The organism is Ruegeria sp. CDSA020, from assembly GCF_059612345.1.
This window is the reverse complement of sequence record NZ_JBXWQK010000004.1, coordinates 144,375-161,252: the sequence shown is the minus strand read 5'-3', so window position 1 is coordinate 161,252 and position 16,878 is coordinate 144,375. Positions and strand designations below refer to the sequence as shown.

The 16,878-nt window shown below is 55.0% G+C and carries 12 protein-coding genes and 1 tRNA gene; 12 read left to right on the top strand and 1 reads right to left on the bottom strand.

Translation table 11 applies throughout. The features are described from left to right. Positions 1–154 precede the first annotated feature (154 nt). A tRNA-Leu gene (locus tag AC2FJW_RS08280) sits at positions 155–239 on the bottom strand. A gap of 741 nt (positions 240–980) precedes the next feature. Here AC2FJW_RS08280 and AC2FJW_RS08275 point away from each other — a divergent pair. The 12 genes from AC2FJW_RS08275 (at position 981) to AC2FJW_RS08220 (ending at position 16,716) form a co-directional block, all read left to right on the top strand. Then, the gene (locus AC2FJW_RS08275; RefSeq protein ID WP_496677113.1) at positions 981–1,385 is read left to right on the top strand and encodes a hypothetical protein; all 405 of its coding nucleotides are present in this window, start codon (positions 981–983) and stop codon (positions 1,383–1,385) included. A gap of 2 nt (positions 1,386–1,387) precedes the next feature. Beyond that, a complete protein-coding gene (locus AC2FJW_RS08270; RefSeq protein WP_496749804.1) occupies positions 1,388–3,400 on the top strand; it encodes a dynamin family protein in 2,013 nt (670 codons plus the stop codon). Between the two features lie 8 nt (positions 3,401–3,408). After that, a complete protein-coding gene (locus AC2FJW_RS08265) occupies positions 3,409–5,124 on the top strand; it encodes a dynamin family protein (RefSeq protein WP_496749802.1) in 1,716 nt (571 codons plus the stop codon). 30 nt (positions 5,125–5,154) lie between these two features. After that, the gene (locus AC2FJW_RS08260) at positions 5,155–5,556 is read left to right on the top strand and encodes a hypothetical protein (RefSeq protein WP_496691615.1); all 402 of its coding nucleotides are present in this window, start codon (positions 5,155–5,157) and stop codon (positions 5,554–5,556) included. A 22-nt stretch (positions 5,557–5,578) separates the two neighbouring features. Continuing rightward, a complete protein-coding gene (locus tag AC2FJW_RS08255; RefSeq protein ID WP_496749800.1) occupies positions 5,579–6,451 on the top strand; it encodes a hypothetical protein in 873 nt (290 codons plus the stop codon). Between the two features lie 67 nt (positions 6,452–6,518). After that, positions 6,519–8,561: a dynamin family protein gene (locus tag AC2FJW_RS08250; protein WP_496749799.1), complete on the top strand. Its 2,043-nt coding sequence runs from the start codon at positions 6,519–6,521 to the stop codon at positions 8,559–8,561. After that, on the top strand, positions 8,558–9,844 hold the full coding sequence (locus AC2FJW_RS08245) for a dynamin family protein (protein WP_496691618.1): 1,287 nt from the start codon (positions 8,558–8,560) through the stop codon (positions 9,842–9,844). The genes AC2FJW_RS08250 and AC2FJW_RS08245 overlap by 4 nt, the downstream gene beginning before the upstream one ends. A 334-nt stretch (positions 9,845–10,178) precedes the next feature. After that, positions 10,179–12,338 (top strand): serine/threonine protein kinase, encoded by a 2,160-nt coding sequence (locus tag AC2FJW_RS08240; protein WP_496749797.1) that lies wholly within the window; start codon positions 10,179–10,181, stop codon positions 12,336–12,338. A 202-nt stretch (positions 12,339–12,540) separates the two neighbouring features. Then, the gene (locus tag AC2FJW_RS08235; protein WP_496705128.1) at positions 12,541–13,512 is read left to right on the top strand and encodes an FHA domain-containing protein; all 972 of its coding nucleotides are present in this window, start codon (positions 12,541–12,543) and stop codon (positions 13,510–13,512) included. Positions 13,513–13,515: 3 nt separating this feature from the next. Further along, positions 13,516–14,304, top strand: a complete 789-nt coding sequence (locus tag AC2FJW_RS08230) for a PP2C family protein-serine/threonine phosphatase (RefSeq protein ID WP_281995081.1) — start codon at positions 13,516–13,518, stop codon at positions 14,302–14,304. 19 nt (positions 14,305–14,323) lie between these two features. Beyond that, a complete protein-coding gene (locus AC2FJW_RS08225; protein ID WP_282021755.1) occupies positions 14,324–15,565 on the top strand; it encodes a transporter substrate-binding domain-containing protein in 1,242 nt (413 codons plus the stop codon). 44 nt (positions 15,566–15,609) lie between these two features. Continuing rightward, complete coding sequence (locus tag AC2FJW_RS08220; RefSeq protein WP_496697039.1) at positions 15,610–16,716, top strand: peptidoglycan-binding protein LysM; 1,107 nt, start codon at positions 15,610–15,612, stop codon at positions 16,714–16,716. Positions 16,717–16,878: the final 162 nt, after the last annotated feature.

Genomic DNA, 16,878 nt, shown 5'->3' with positions numbered 1-16,878 from the left:
ATTCTGCGATATTTATTGCGCGACCGGAAACCCAAAATGTCTCGAAAAGCTGTCAGAAGCGCGCCTTCTTTCGTGCGAAGGTCTCAGGGCAATCGGGAAAGTTGCTCTATTGAGTCTAATTTATAAAATATAATCAATGCAATACACTGAACTATGGTGCGGGTGGAGGGACTTGAACCCCCACGCCTTGCGGCGCCAGAACCTAAATCTGGTGCGTCTACCAATTTCGCCACACCCGCACGACCAGCAGCAGCTGCCGGAATGCCGCTCAATAGCAAAGCTTTTGAACGAGTGCGAGAGGGAAATTGTAGTTTACACGAAGAATATTGATGCCCGTTTCAGAACAAACCCAACCTCTGCTCAGAGGCACCACACAACCCGAAAACATATGAAAGACCGCACGACCACACCGACCGGAAAGGCCAATGGGCTTGCAGCTGACCAAGCTTTGCCTGACGCCGCCTAAAACAGAAATCTCGTAGACCAGGCAGACCCAAAAAAGACTTTGTGAAACATAGCGTCCTGTTAAAATTCACCATTGATGAACCTGCCAAATTTAAACACCCTCACGTTGTGCCGTGTTGTTGTTGCCTTTCCCGAAAGCGCACTTTGTTTGGGCGATGGATTCTGTCTCATGACAAGATTTTGCCAAATATGGAGCTGACCACATGTATGTAAAACTATAATTTAATAAATAGTTACACCCCATTTGGAGACCAGCTATCAAATTTGGCAGGCTGTGAACATCAGCCGATATGCTCATATTTTTATACGCTTTTTAGTTTAGTAGTGGGCCCGGGCAAGTCCGCAGCCATACTTGCGCCACAATTCAAACGCCAAAAAATCTTATTCGCGTCAAAATAAGACCGCCTTGCCAGTAGTTGATGGGTGGAAAGGAGTTAATGAGTCTTTTGCCTTCGGGCGTCTTACCAGTTCGTTCGCTCAACTCCAGTACAAGGGTCTTTACCGTGACCAACATGATGAACTCTGCATCTGCCGAGCAAGACGCGATTGGTCTTGCACGCGAAAGTTTTCTTGGTGAACTCAAAACCCTGAATCGCGAACACCCGAATACCGGGTTTGGCATCTCGCTGCGTACGCATTCTGGCGGGCATTATTTGCTTGCCAATTCCCGAATGCCCCTGCCCGAGGTCAAATCCCAGGGTTTCCCAACAGGGCGCAGTGTTGCGTGCCTGGAAAATAGCGACTGCTTCAGCTCGATCGAAGTGCTGGCCGATGCCCGCGCATATGAATCGATCACACCAAGCGCCGAAGCCGCAATTTTGGGCAACGCCCTGAACCTGATCGCCCGGATTGATACGCTGACCAGCGCACCACACGGGCAGATCGAACCTCATATCGCCGCTACAGGAACCGGAGGCTAACCATGGCGCGTAACGATCATCTTTTGTCTGTTGGAAACGAAGCGCTGACCCCAATGACTTCGGCCATGTCGGCATTGACGACACAGATTGACCAACTGACAGAGGTGGCGGACGCGCGCTCCTCGGCACGTCTTGCGACGCTCAAGACACGCATGGAGAATTTTACTGCCAGCGTCACGCTGGTCGGTCAGGTCAAGGCGGGAAAATCTTCGCTTGTGAACATTCTGTCCGCACGCCCTGCCCTGCTGCCTTCGGATGTGAACCCCTGGACCTCTGTGGTTACCACGCTGAACATCAACACCAGAACCCAGGGTGATACAAAATCCCGGTTCACTTTCTTCGAACAAGAGGAATGGGACAATCTGATGGTTGGCGGCGGCCGGCTGGGAGAGCTGGCCAATCGGGCCGGCGCCGACGATGAAATGGACGATATCCGCCGTCAGATCGGCGAAATGAAAGCTAAGTCCGAGGAACGACTGGGTAAGCATTTCGACCTGATTCTGGGGCAAAGCCATCAATACGACTATTTCGATGAGGAACTGATCCAAAGGTATGTGTGTCTGGGTGATGAAGACGACCCGGACATCAACCCCAAGACCGGTCGTTTTGCGGATGTGACAAAGTCGGCTGAGCTGTACATGGACATCCCCCAGTACCCGATTTCCCTCAAGCTGTGCGACACACCGGGTGTAAACGATACATTTATGGTGCGTGAACAGATCACCCTGCGCAGCCTGCGCGGGTCCGAAGTCTGCATTGTGGTTCTGGCAGCCAGTCAGGCTCTGACCACAATGGACATGGCGCTGATGCGGATCATCGCTCAGTTCGAAAATCGTCAGATCATCCTGTTTGTTAACCGAATTGACGAACTTGCAGATCCGGTCACCCAGGTTCCTGAGATTCGGGATCGGATTCTGGACACACTGAAACAGAACAATATCGACACCAAGGCAAGTGTCGTGTTCGGCAGCGCCCTGTGGGCCGAGGCCGCGATAACTGGCAATCCCGATATTCTGTCCGAGGAATCCCGGAAAGCCCTTAACACGTTCTATCTGGCGGCCGGGTTTGGCGATCAGGCCCCGTCACTGGACAAGATTTGGGCGTTGTCCGGTTTGCCCGACCTATTGCTGGCGATGAATGAACGCATTGCCGAAGGCGCAGGAACTCGACTTCTGGACCGTGTACGCCACCGGGCGCGCAACATCGCCAGTCAGATCCGGGCGACCGCCGTGGCCAAAAAACTATCCGACAGCGAAGGGATCGTGCGAGAGCTGAACGGGGTAGCACCTGAAGAGGCCGTGGCCGAGGTCAACGCAGAATATGAAAAGAAGGCCGCTGAGCTTACTGCTTCCTTGCGCGCGAAAGTGCTTGAGCGTCTGAACTCGGCCGAAGCCAACTTTGTTAAACGTGCCACCGATTCTCTGATCGCGCATCTTGAGCAAAATGGCGAGCAAGGAACGTGGCAATACGATCCTGCCGGGCTGCGGACCTTGCAAAAAGCGGCCTATTTTAGCTTTGCCCGGTCGATGCGCAAAGAAGTTGGTGCGTTGTATTCAGCGGCAGCCGCTGACATCGAAGCGTTGTATCAAAGCTTGCTGGGCAACCATCTGGGAGAGTTCAGCATCGAGGCACCAATCGTCCCGCGGGTACCACCTCCACTGGGTATCGGACGCACGATTGCCCTGGACTTGCAAAGCACATGGTGGCGCCGCTGGTGGCAACGCCGCAATGGTTTCGAGGCCTATGCGGCGGATTATACGCGCCTGATCACATCAGAGGCGAATTCGATCACCAAGGATATCGAAGAAAACCAGATTGCAGCAGTTCTTGAAAATGTCCGCGCCGCCCTTTCCGACTTTATGCGCGAGCAAAAGGAGACTCTGTTGAACATTTCGGCCTCGGCCGAAAAGGACCCCGGTCGCAGTGCAGCGCTGATGGAGGGGCTGGCCCCTCAGAAATCCCGCGACGATATCCTCGGCGATATCCTGAAAGATCTTAGTAACGAGGCAGCATAAGTAGCGATATGGCAAAAGATTCACAAACCCGCTTCGTCTCTTCAAAAGCATGGGACCGCATTGAGAAATGGTCCCGCAGGAAACCTGTTTTCGCACTTATGGGGGAATTCAGCGCCGGCAAATCAACCTTGATGAACTTTCTGCTGCGCTCGGAGGCACTGCCTACACAGGTTACAGCCACACAGCTGCCACCAGTTTGGTTCAGTTGGGGTAGAAGGTCGGCCTATGTACAACGCCCTGACGGAACTCGCGAAAACATTGACCTGGACCAGCTGGAACAAGTCGGGGTGAATGATGCCCAGTTTATTCGCATATTTCTGGAATCCGACATTCTTGAAGCCGTCGACCTGATCGACACTCCGGGTATTTCCGACCCCAAGATTTCTACTGATGTCTGGCGACGGGCTGTCGGTCAGGCAAATGGCGTTATTTGGTGTACGCACGCCACGCAGGCATGGCGCGAAACGGAACGGGCAACCTGGGTTTCCCTGCCCGAACGGTTGCAACACAATTCATTGCTGCTGGTCACACGTGCAGACGTTTTGGATGTCAAGGATCGCCAAAAGGTCCTTCGTCGTGTGAACCGCGAAGCAGGTCACCTGTTCAACCGTTCGATCCTGTTTTCAGCCCGTGATGCCATCATGGCCCGCGACAAAAGCGGGGACGCCGAATTGTGGACCCGCAGTGGCGGTGGCAAGATGGTCGACAGCTTCCTGGAAATCACAGAACTGATCATGGACAGCCGCGCTCATCAGCTGGCGCGTTATCAAATTGACACCAGCTTGTCCGATGCTCCTCAGGTACACCCGCTGCGCCCGCGGCGCAATTTCTCGAATGTACAGGGAACCGCTCCGCTGAAGCTGGTAAATCCGCTGCATGAGGGAACAGAGCCCGAGGTGGTGACACAATTCCCCGTGCGCCCTGCCCGGGTCGAACTGCGCCCCGATGAGGTTGAACGTGCCCCGCGCATTGACCCACAAGAGGCCGAACGTCTGCGCGCCGACATGACCTCGGGCGCCGAGATCGTAAAAGAAGAAAAAGAAGACGAATTGCGGGCGTTCTTCCGGGAGACCACTCCCGAGGACTCGGACGTTGCCGATCTGTCCGTTGCTCCTACCGAGGATGATGAAACAGACCCACAGGCCGTATCCGTCATTGATGAAACTGATATTGTTGAAGTTCAGTCACTTTCTGCGGAAGTCGAAGTTGCTGAAGAAGAAAACCTGTTCAGTGACGAAGACGAAGCTGACACATTCATGGCCTCTTTGGAGGACCAGCTTACAGATGTTCCGGAGCCCGAAGAGACCACTCAGGCAGAGCCGGAAGAAACCCCGGTCGAACTTTCCGTATCCTCGATCACAGCGTTGATGGCTGAACAATCGGATGATGCCGAGGATGAGTTCGAACCAGAGCCGGAAACCAATGGCCTGGTGAACACTCAGGTTGTCGCCCTGCCAGAGAGCAGACCGGAAATCGCGGGCTCGTTTGAAGACATTGTGAACGTGTCCGTCGACACCCCGCTTAGCGCGGCGGCGATGTGGCGCGAGGTCACGGATGGCGAAGACATGCCCACCAACCCAGAAGCGTTGAAGAAGGTATTTCAAGCATTTCTTGAGGAGTTTGACCAAATCACGGCCGAACACAATGCGCGAAAATCAGATAACGCGGTAAGGCCCATGGCCAATACCTCTGAAGACACGGGTGTTGAACGACATGTACTTTAGCGGAGAGAAACCTAGGAGACAGGGCAACTGATGTCTATCGAAACAGCATTAAACGATGCGATGGCGACCATACCCGACTGCATAGCAGCCGGGTATGTCGACATGAAGACAGGTATGTTGCTAGGCACCCATGTCACAGACTCGGAAAGTGCCGAAGCCTTGGATACTCTGGCCATTGCGGTGGCCAACCTTTTTCAGGGGCACGGTGTGATCGCGTTTGAGAATCTGCTGCGTTCGACCGACGCCGACGATACGGAAAATCCTGGGTTTGGCGAAATCGCAGTGTTTTCAAAGGATCGGCTGAATATTTTCCTGCGGACCCCGGACTACCCGGACCATGTGGTCTGCTACATCTGTCGCGACAGTGCCAATGTGGGGCTGGCGCTTACTAAATCGCACATAAGCCTGGGGCCAGTTACGGCCGCTGTATAACGGGACCAGAGGGGGTCACGGCATGATGGATACTGACATACTGGACATGCTCGAAGACATCGGGCGGTTGTCGGTCGCCCGATTGAATCCGACGGTTACATTAGCTGCTGAGACGACTGAGATTCGTCGTGAAAAGATCCTGCGTACAATTCGCGGAACCATTTTGCCGCGTCGGCTGGAATTTACCGCGGCCAATGGTGATTGTCTGGCAATGGAGGTCAACAGCTCGCGGGTAACTGATGTTTTCCGGGTCCGCTCGGGCATGATACCGGATTTTGAAACTACTCCGCGTGAAGAGCTTGCGACCCGCTTGGCCGAATTGGTGTCCGATATTGCAGCAGCCCCTGCCCCGTTGGAGCTGCTTTCTCTGCAACCGGACACGGCGCTTGAGGTCGATGATGTCGGTGTGACTTTCAGCGAGATTGCAAAGGCTTGCGGCACTATCGAACTGCCGCCCGAGACGGTCGTTTCTTTGGTTCCCGACACGCCTGCTCCGCAAGAAACAGATATTCCAGCGCCCGCCGCCGGGGCGACAGCCGGAACCATTGCCAGCGCGTTTTTTGACGGCGCTGAACGGTTCGCATTGGGACGCGCCGAAGTCACCTTAGACGGTGCAGCCATATTGCGGCTCGAAGGAGTATGCGACGTCGGGCAACCCATGCACGCCGATCAGGATCTGCTTCGTCAGTTTACACAGGATCTTGTTGGGTGGGACGGTGACGCCGCCACCGCGCTGGATCATCCTCAGCTGATTGTAATGCGGCCTTCAGGGGGCAAAGGGGATGCGCTTGCCGTTCTGCATGACGGGTCACATTTTGCGCTGGCCATTCATGAAGCGCGCAAACTGGGAGCCGTCGTAAACCTTTGGAAATCAGTTACGGGATCGGAAAAATGATCCGGTGCCAACAGTTCAATTTTTCAACGAATTCGATCCGTGAAATTAAGTAGTCAGGGTATGTGTTATGAGTGAGAATAATCGTCGCGAGTTACTTCGAATAGCCAACGAGATGAAAGGCGTCAGCAATGACGAAACCGGGCAGTTTATCTCTCGGATCATTGGTGATCTTTCGAACCTGAAGCCCTCGATTGCTTTTGTTGGTCAGATCAAGGCCGGCAAATCCCGACTGATCAATGGTTTTACCGGACAGGCCGAATATCTGCCGTCGGATGTGAACCCTTGGACAACCGTAATCACTGATATGCATTTCGGCCACCCGTCGGGCCGGACGCAAGGTGCCGAGTTCCATTTCTTCGACAACCGTCAGTGGCAGTCCCTGATTGCCGAAGGCGAAGAGCTGCGCAACATGTTCCCCGATGACGAGGACAGTTATAAGCGCGAGATGATCGAAGAACAGGTCGACGCAATGAAGACCCGCGCCAAGCTTCGGCTGGGCGATAGCTATGAACAGCTGCTGGGCCAACATCATGATCTGGAAGACCTGAATTCGGATGATTTGGCACGTTATGTTTGCGCAGGCGATGACCCGACCGAGGGTGGGACACATGATCCGGCATCGGACCGGGGCCTTTACAGCGACATCACCCGAAAGGCCGAGGTCTATTTTGACATCGGACATTTCCCATTTCCGCTTACGGTCACCGATACGCCCGGCGTAAATGACCCCCTGTTGATCCGCGAAGAGATCTCTCGCCAATACCTCAAAGAGTCCGACTTCTTTGTGGTTGTCCTGTCGGCGCATCAGGCGCTTTCTCGGGCGGACTTGAAACTGTTCCGCCTAATGCAAGCGCTGGAGTTGGGCCAGATCGTGGTTTTTATCAACCGCGTGGACGAATTGGGAAATGGTGCCGAAGATGCCTTCAAGGTGCGGGCCGATGTTCTGGACGGGCTTGAGAAGGCGCTTGGAAACTCGAACATTGACGTGCTGACCGGCAGTGCCCAATGGGCGCATTACGCCCTGACCGGTGACGAAGCCGGTATCAATCACGACGATGTCCTGGCCTGGCTGCGCGCGCATCCCGATCAGATGAAGCAATATCTGGACGGTGTCGAAGAGATCAAACAAGGCCCCGGCCCGATCAGCCGCGAAGGTGTTTTGCGCTTTGCCGCTATGATCGCCTCCGGGTTGCCCGATCTGCGCCGGCATGTGACCCGAGCGCTGACAGAAGGCCCGCGCGATGAACAACTGCGTATGGCCTGGCAGCATCTCAACAGCTTTGCCCAAGGTGAATTGGACCGGTCCAAAGCGCATCTGCGCGCGATCGAGAACGACACCACAACCTCGGCAGAAGACGCTGGTGAAAACAACAGGATATTGGCCGATCTGCGAAACTCGGTCAGCGACAAGACCACCAAGATCATTGACGAAATGGATGACGTCCTGGCCAACCTGAGAGGCGTAATGGATGACACCGTGGCCGAGGCGGTGTCGGGCGTTGTTCGCGGCCCGAACGGAGATTCTCCGCTGTTGTCGAAAACCGGAGAAACCGAGCTGAATTTCACTCCGCTGCGTGACCGCATGCGCGAACTTGTTCAGGGGGCCACCCAAGTTGTCCGCCAAAGAATGCTGAGCGAGCTCTACGCAATCGACATGCAAAGCAATGCCACGCTGCGGGCTCTGCCCGGCTGGCAGGACGCAACCGACAACCGGATGAACACCAGCGCAGTTCGCTGGTTCCGTCCGGACACGTCCGCTTTGACCCGTGGCATCACTGTCGAACTTCGGGTAAACTGGTTGTCCCGGCTGATTTCGCGTAAAAGTGTCGTGTCCCGTGCCGAACGCATGATCGTTCAGGAGTTTGAGATGATCGGAGATGATCTGGTGGATACCGCCCGCGGTGATTTGACCGAGCGGCTTAATACCGTGCTGGACCATTATCTGGCCCTGCTCGCCACACATCTTGAACATCGTGCCGGAACCGGCGAAACAAATGCCCGGGCCGAGGCGCAAGCCGCCTTCAACCACGCACAACATATTTCTGACGAGCTGGGCACCCTATTCAGCCAGCATCAAACAAATGAAATACTAGCAGAGGCAGCGGAATGATCGAATTTCCCGGAACCGACAAGGAAGTGAGGCAGCTCGAGCGCTTTCTGACCGCGACCGAAAGCCTGCCGAGCGACGTGGCGCTCGAAGATATGCGCGCCCGCGCCTTGGCGCATGCTGAACGCTTGTCAAACGCGGTCAATATTGGATTCGCCGGAGAATTTGGGGCGGGAAAATCCAGCCTGGCCAACATGTTGGCCGGGGCAGATATTCTGCCTACCGGGCCGCAGCATCTGAAACTGCCGCTCGTTATTGTGGCATATTCCGAAACCCCCGAAACAACTGTCGGGTGGTGGGACCGTGAACCTAAGGTCTATTCTGGAATTGCACTTGAAAAAGCCGCCAAAGACGAACCCGACTTTATCTCTGTTGGATTGAACACCCCTGCCCTGCAAGAGATATCGCTCTACGATCTGCCTGGGTCAGGCGCTTTGGATGATACCTATAAACCGACGCTCGATCTGCTTAAATTTGTTGATTGCGCGATCTGGTGCACCAACGGCACAAATGCATGGCGGGAAACGGAACGCCATCTTTGGGCTAAGGTTCCGGAAGAGTTGCGAGCAAACAGCATATTGGCTGTGACACATACAGATTTGCCTCCGGTACGCGACGCGCTTGACCGGGTGTTGGCTCGCTTGAACAAAGAAAAGCGCAATATGTTCCGCTCGGTTGTGCCGATCGGCACCCCAGTGGCTGTCCGTGCCATGGCGCAAGAGCCAGAACCGGATTTCGCCCTTTGGGAAACCTGCGGTGGACAGGGGCTGGCCGAGCAGGTGCTTGATATTGCTTCGAACCGGCGACAGGCAGACCTGAGTTCGGCGCGCGAAGATCTGGAACAGCACTTTCTGCCCTATCTGAAATCGATTGACGTTCAGGTGCCGGACATAGCCGCCCTCGACGCGCCCTCTATGCAGACCACGCTGGAAAACGTGCTACCCCCTATCGACAATCCGATCCTGGAAGACTGGCTTGCCGCGATTGCAAGTATCTATGAAGACCTGCGGGAAACCTCAAATATGGAGCCAGCGGCTTTCCTGCAAAGCTGTCAGGAAATCGTTGAGGACTTTGCCGAGCGCCTGGAAAACGATGGCGAGATTGACCCGACGGCGGATTGGATTCCGGGTGAGTTCGAAAAGGCCACGGACTTGTTGCTTTTGCTTCAGTTCGAAAGCGGCGTTGCGCCACTGAAGGATGCGATTAGCATTCTGGCACAGCTGAGTGACAACCTTGCTTGGGCCGGCAGCCGGGTTGAATCGGCACAACCAAAGACCGGAACCTGAAATTTCCGCTCAAGGCTGAGCGGCAATTCCGCGAATCGTAGAAGCGATTCCTACGAATCTATTGTTTCGAATTTGTAGACCAATCCTTAAGAATTTGTTTTTAGCTTTCGATTTTTTCACAATATATTTCTATATGTAGTATAAACTGTCGATTAAACACAACATATAGATCAATCGCAAAAACGATCCTTAGTGAAGCCATCAGGCGGCCCCAATAAAGTCAAATTTGAATCGTCTAACCGACTTGAGTGTCCTGCGGTTGTTTTTGGTTGTGTGTTTGCGGGCTATTTGCCCAGGTTTTTTGCCGCAAAACGATTAGAACGGGCGGAATGAAATGAGCCATAACCAGGCTGTCGGTGCAACGCACGACGAACCTAAGATTGAGGGACTTGAACCTGGCGCAAAGCTGTTGCGCGGGCAGTATGAGATCCTTCGTTTCCTCAGCAATGGCGGGTTTGGGATTACCTACCTGGCCCGCGACAGCCTAGAACGCGATGTCGTGATCAAAGAGTGCTATCCAGGCGCTCTGTGCCGTCGGAATGGTGACGCGGTTGAACCCATCAATCCCGACCACAAAGAAGATCTGCGCGCGATCATCGACCTGTTCATTCAGGAAGCGCGCAATCACGCCCGACTGGTTCATCCCAATATCGTTGACGTACATCAGGTCTTTGAAGACAACGATACGGCGTATATCGCAATGGACCTGATCCGGGGTTGCGATCTTCTGGATTATTCCGAGAACCCCGAAAACGACGCGGGCCCGGATTTCATTGTCCAAGTTACCGAGAAAATGCTGTCGGCCGTTTCGTTCATCCACCAAAGCGGAATGCTGCATCGCGATATCTCACCGGACAATATTCTGATTGACCAAAACGGAGACCCGGTCCTCATCGACTTTGGTGCCGCGCGGGAACAGGCAGCCAATCAATCTGCTGCCCTTTTGACTTTGCGGGTTATCAAAGACGGCTACTCCCCGCACGAATTCTATGTACGCGGCGCAGATCAGGGACCTAGCAGCGACCTGTATGTTCTTGCGGCGACGCTTTATCACGCCATCAGTGGCGAACGTCCGATCGACGGGCAAACCCGACTGAATGCCTTCAACAATGGCCAGGATGATCCCTATACGCCCCTCGCAGGTCAGTACAGCGGCTATCCCGATGGGTTCCTTGAAGCGGTCGACAAAGCGATGGAAGTTCACGCAACAGATCGTCTGCAAACGGCCCTGGATTGGCTGCGGATGTTCCGTGGTCCCGGCGTCATGTTTGACTCCTTCGCCTATCGTCCGGTCTCGGTCATCGTGGCGATGGACCGTAAGGACGAAGTCGAAGAGCAAGCCCGGATCAAAGCCGAAAGTGAAAATGCCGAGGCGGTGGTGACTGCCTTGTTGGCTGGGAACCCTGACATTGCCCTGGGTAATGAGGATAAGTCAGAGGGCGATCTGGCCAAGTTTGCACAAAAAGAAGAGGCCGCGGTTGCGGTCGACACGATCGTCAAGAACGGATCAGGCGGCAGCGGTAAAGTCATCGCAGGCGCTGCTGCGGTGGTGGTTGCCTTGGCTGCAGGCGGATTCGTTTTGTTCAGTGGCAGCGAAGAAACCCCCGAACCGACAGCAGCGCCGGTCCAGGTGACCGAGACAGAGGCACCAGCCTCGGAACAGCCGGAAGAAGTCGTGGAAACGGCGGCACCGGCCGCTGCGGAAGAGGCCGTGGAAACGGCAGGACCGGCCGCTGCGGAAGCTGAAGCACCAGAACAAGAAGTCGCAAGCACAGAACCTGTTGAGCAGACGGATACCCTCACGGCGCAAAACGCCGAAGCGCAACCTGTCGAGGCAGCCCCTGTTGCTGCCGACCCGGTAGAAATCAGCGCTGCTGCTGGCCAACCGGCAGAAACGCAGATTGCGTATTCTCATTGGGATGTGGAAATACCGTTCCAGACTTCGAAACGCCGCGCCTCGACTGGCAGCGTCGTTGTCGTGACCGGCATTGACCCCACGCTGGATACTTCCGTGATCGGAGAATGGGTGCAGCATGGGGCGTCAATTTATACTGTGAACGGAGTGCCGGTCCAGGCAGATGCAAGTTTTGCCGCCCAGATTTTGGATGACCTGAAGGTCGATCCGGATGGGTATATCCGCATCACTGCCCGTTATCGGGAACTCGGAAAAACCCGTGCGCAGAACGGATTGCTGGCCCTGCCCGCCATTCGCATGTTGGGTCTCGAGAATGGTTATGTGTTCACTATCAGGAACAGCAATGGAAACGGCTGGGCAACTGTTGTTGACACTGCACCAGACGCACCCGCAGCAGGCAGCCTGCGCAAAGGCGATGTACTGATCTCGGAAAATCATACCGGTCAGAACATTACCAACCCTGAAGGGCTGGACGCGCTTTTGCAGCTCCTTGTTTCTGAAAACCAGTCCGAAGCCCGCTTTACAGTTCTGCGCAACGGTACTGAAACGGGTGCGGTTATGCCCCTGGTACAGGAGTAATGATCCGGTCTGATTGTGATCTGCCTGTGTGTGTTTGCTGAGAGTGAAGCGAAAGCCATCACTCTGACGGGGACCGGCCCGTCGCAGAAGGTAAATGAGTTTTTTGTTCCCAATCATCAGTGCCTGTGTGCCGAACGTGCAGAGGTGAGTAGCAGCCCCATGGGACGTAGTTCCTGTGCCAAGAAACAAAGGTGTCGACACCATGTTTAAATATAAAAGCCCCCTTAGCCGGCTTCTCGAAGGTGCCGGCAAACCTCAAGAGACCGAAACCGAGGAGGTCGCGTCACCTGAGTCTGATAACGCTGAACCGATTGCGGATTTCAACGCACTTCGTAATGCACTGGCAGGCGGCAACATTGCTGCTGATAGCTACGATGAAAGCGAAGAACTATTACCCGAAGGCAAGATGCCGGTGTTCTCCGAAGCTGAACAAGCCACTGCCGATGAGATTATCGTCGAGGAAGTGGTCGCCGAAGTGCAAAGCGCCACCGAGGTTACAGTTGATGCCGACCCAAAGGACGACGAACCGGTTGTGACACTGCATGTGTCAACCGAAGAACTGACAGCCACGATTGAAGATCCCGCGCCTGAAATGGCGATGGAAGAACCGGTCGTAGACGTAGTCGTCGAGACAGTTGATCCGGAACCAGAAGCGCCTTCTGCCCCAGAGGTCGAGGCACAACCTCAGCCTGCTCCTGCGGCAAAAGAAGACAGACGCAGCCGTGTGAAAACCACCTTCCTGGGCTTCGAGCGCGCGGATACGCATGTTCAGGACCTGATGGAAACAGCCGAGCCGGTGGCTATGGCCAAGACCGAGACCGCGCAGGCGACATTCCCGGTAGGATGGCTTGTTGTAACTTCCGGCCCCGGCCGCGGTTCCAGCGTTACGCTGACAGAAGGCCTGATGCAGATTGGGCGTAATGATGACCAGGCGATCCAGCTGGACTTTGGCGACACTGGGATTTCCCGCAGCAACCATGCGGTAATTGCCTATGACCCGGAAGACCGCAAATGCTATCTGGGCCACGGCGGCAAGGCCAATCTGGTGCGCCTGAACGGCAAACCCGTTCTCAGCACGGTTCCACTCTCCACAGGCGATCTTATCCGGATCAGTGAAACCTCAATCCGTTTTGCAGCCTTCTGCGATGACGGCTTTGATTGGCGGGATGTTTAATTGATGCTGGCGACCCCGGCATATGATCTTGCGCTGATCCTGGATCAGGGTCAGCGCGACACGCAGGAAGACGCGGTCGCGTCGCGTATGTTCGACGCGGCGGATGCGGGCTATGTCATCGTCGCGGACGGAATGGGTGGGCATGCGGCAGGAGAAGTGGCATCTGAACTGGTAGTCAAAGCCTGGCGCGATGCACTGGATACCGAACTTGAAGCAGACGCTCCGGCTGAGACTGCGCTGATCGACGCCTTACCCTTGGCAGCCATGCAGGCAAATGCCGCGATTTCGACTTACTGCGAGGAGCAGGGTGAAGATTTCAACATGGGATCAACCATGTTGGGAGTTTTGCTGCTGGAAAAGCGCGTCTTCTGGATTTCGATTGGCGACAGCCCCCTTTATCTCTATCGCGACCGTACCCTCAGCCAAATCAACGAAGACCATTCGATGGCTCCGATGATTGATGCTCAGGTTGCTGCAGGTACCCTTACGCCAGACCAGGCGTCGTCTCACCCCGACCGAAACCAACTGACTTCGGTGATAATGGGCGCCGCAATTCCCAAGGTCGATTGCCCGGAAGAACCATTGGGTCTTAGCACCGCGGATGTGCTGATCGTGGGAAGTGATGGGCTGCAATATCTGAGCAACACAGAAATTCAGGCAATTCTTGAGGAAAACGAGGATGCGCTGGCTCAAGATATTGCGGATGCGCTGTTGCGGGCACTGAGAACCAGGAACGACCCGGATCAAGACAATACGTCGATTGGCGTCATCAAACTCAGAAGAAACGACTAGAGGCAAAGCAACCGGACCAATGAAACTCCATCTGATCATATCCAGCCTGGCACTAGCTGCCGCGACGGGCGCTGCTTCGGCACAAGAAGCATGCTCAACCTATGAAATCCAGCGAGGCGACAGCCTGCGGGAACTGACCATCGCAGTCTATTCAACCGAAGATTTTCGGATCATCTTCGAGGCAAACCGCGATGTAATCGGAAATAATCCCAATGTCATCCGCGTCGGCGACGTTTTGACCCTGCCCTGTTTGGAAGATATCGGGCGCGCGGCTACCGTGCCGCAGACAGAGGCCGAAGCAATGGCCGCCGAAATGGCCGCCGAACTTGTCAAGGCTGCGGAAGATCGCGCTGCCAAAGCTATCGCCGAAGCCGAGTCCCGCGTGGCCGAAGCCAAAGCAGAGGCGGTCATCGCCGCCAAGGCTGCGGCCAAGGATGAGATCGAGGCCGCGCGTGCTGAAGGTGCTGCCCTAATCCGCAATGCAGGTACCGGTGAACGTCCTGAAATCCGGGACCGTCAGTTGATTTTGATCACTGGCGGCAACTATTCCCCGTTCACGGATGAAGCTCTGCCGCATCGTGGTCTATATACAAATCTTGTTGAAACCGCGATGTTGCGCGCAGCGCCGGAACAGTCCTACAAGATCCAGTTCGTCAATGACTGGTCTTCACATCTGGATCTGTTGATGCCGACGCTGGCATTTGACGCAACCTTCCCGTGGTCGCGTCCAGATTGTGACGACGCAGATGCACTGTCTGAAAATGACCGTTCACGTTGTGAAACCTACAATTTCTCGAACCCGTTCTATGAAGTTGTGGACACGTTCTTTGCTCGCGAAGGTTCGGGCTATGAAGAGACCCTGACATATGCGGACTTTGCCGGTGCAACCATCTGCCGACCCGAGGGCTGGTCCCTTTCGCATATGGACGCGGTGGGGCTGTACGAGCCCGCGATCACGATGCTGCGCCCGGTTTCACCGGATGAATGTTTCCATGCATTGATGGATGGAACCGCCGACATCGCCGCCATTGAGGCCCATCTGGCCGTCGAGGCAATCGGTCGGCTGGGTTACGAGCATCGCATTGTAGAAAACCCCAACCTGGCAGCGATCAAGTCTCTTAACATCATGACTCACAAGGATAATCCTGATGGAGAAGCGATCCTTGAAACGCTTAATCAGGGTCTGGCGATCATGCAGCAATCAGGCGAGTGGCGCGACATCGTCTCAACCGCTCTGCGTTATCAAATGGAAAATGGCTAAGGCCCTTATCGGCCTAAACTCAAAAAAGTCTGGAGGAAGTGGACATGTATAAATTTAACCTGAAGAAAGTCGTGATTTCGGCCACCGCCGTCACCGCACTGAGCGCCGGAGCTGCCGCAGCACAGGAAGCCTGTAGCAACTATACCGTCGCGGATGGTGACACGATGGCGACCATCGCCATCGCGGCTTATGGCACCTCGAACTATCAGCCGATCTTCAACGCCAACCGCAACATCATCACCAACCCAAACGCGCTGGCGCCTGGATTGGTTCTGTCCTTGCCCTGTGAAGACGGTAGTCTGCCGAATGGCCAGTCAGCACAGGAACTGATCGCAGCAGAAGAAAAGCGTGCGGCCAGTGTGAAACGTTCGAACGTCTACGCCCCGCCAATCAAGCTGGTAGCGGGTAACGGATGGGAGCCATTCACAACCGAAAGTCTGAATGGTGGTGGGATCATGACCCGCCTGGCGACCACAAGTCTTCAGCGTGCCGGCAACAGCCGTGATTTCTCGGTCAGCTTTGTCGACGACTGGACTTCGCATTTGGAAACTCTCTTGCCGCTCGGCGCATTCGACATCTCGATCGCCTGGACAGTTCCAGATTGTACAAACCACACCTATGAGTGGTCTGCAGCGACTGAATCCCGGTGTAACGAGTTTGTTGCTTCGGTTCCGGTCTATGACATCGTCGGCGGCTTCTTCACTCTGCCGGAAAGCGAATACTCACAAGCGACGGCCTTCGAAGACCTCAAAGGTGCAACCTTGTGTCGTATGGACGGCTGGAGCATGGTTGTACTTGAAGAAGTCGGCTTGAATTCCGAGAACCTGACGTTGGTTCACCCCAGCTCGGCCCGCGAGTGTCTGGATGCCGTTTTGACCGGCTCAGCCGATGTGGCCGCGTTCGAGGTCGATCTTTTCGCCGCAACCATGAAGGACATGGGCCTGACCTCGGAAGATATCGTAGAAAACCCTTATGTTTCAACGCTGTCCTCGATGAGCTTCCTTGCGCACCGCACCAACCCGTTTGCACGCGAATACATCGCTATGGTCAACAAGGGCCTGAACGAAATGCGTGAATCCGGCGAATGGTACGCGATCATCTCGGACACGCTGCGTGAACAGAACGAGAAGCTGAACGCCGCGTCGAACTAATACCGATACATATGAACAGTCACAGGGCCGGTCTTTGGACCGGCCCTGTCTTTTTTCAAGATCCAAAGATTTTTACGACAGGAATGAGAGTCCGAATAATGGCTGCCGCAGCTTGATGCCTAAAAGGGTCGACCTTCCCTTCGAAGCCGAAACAACTTGGCC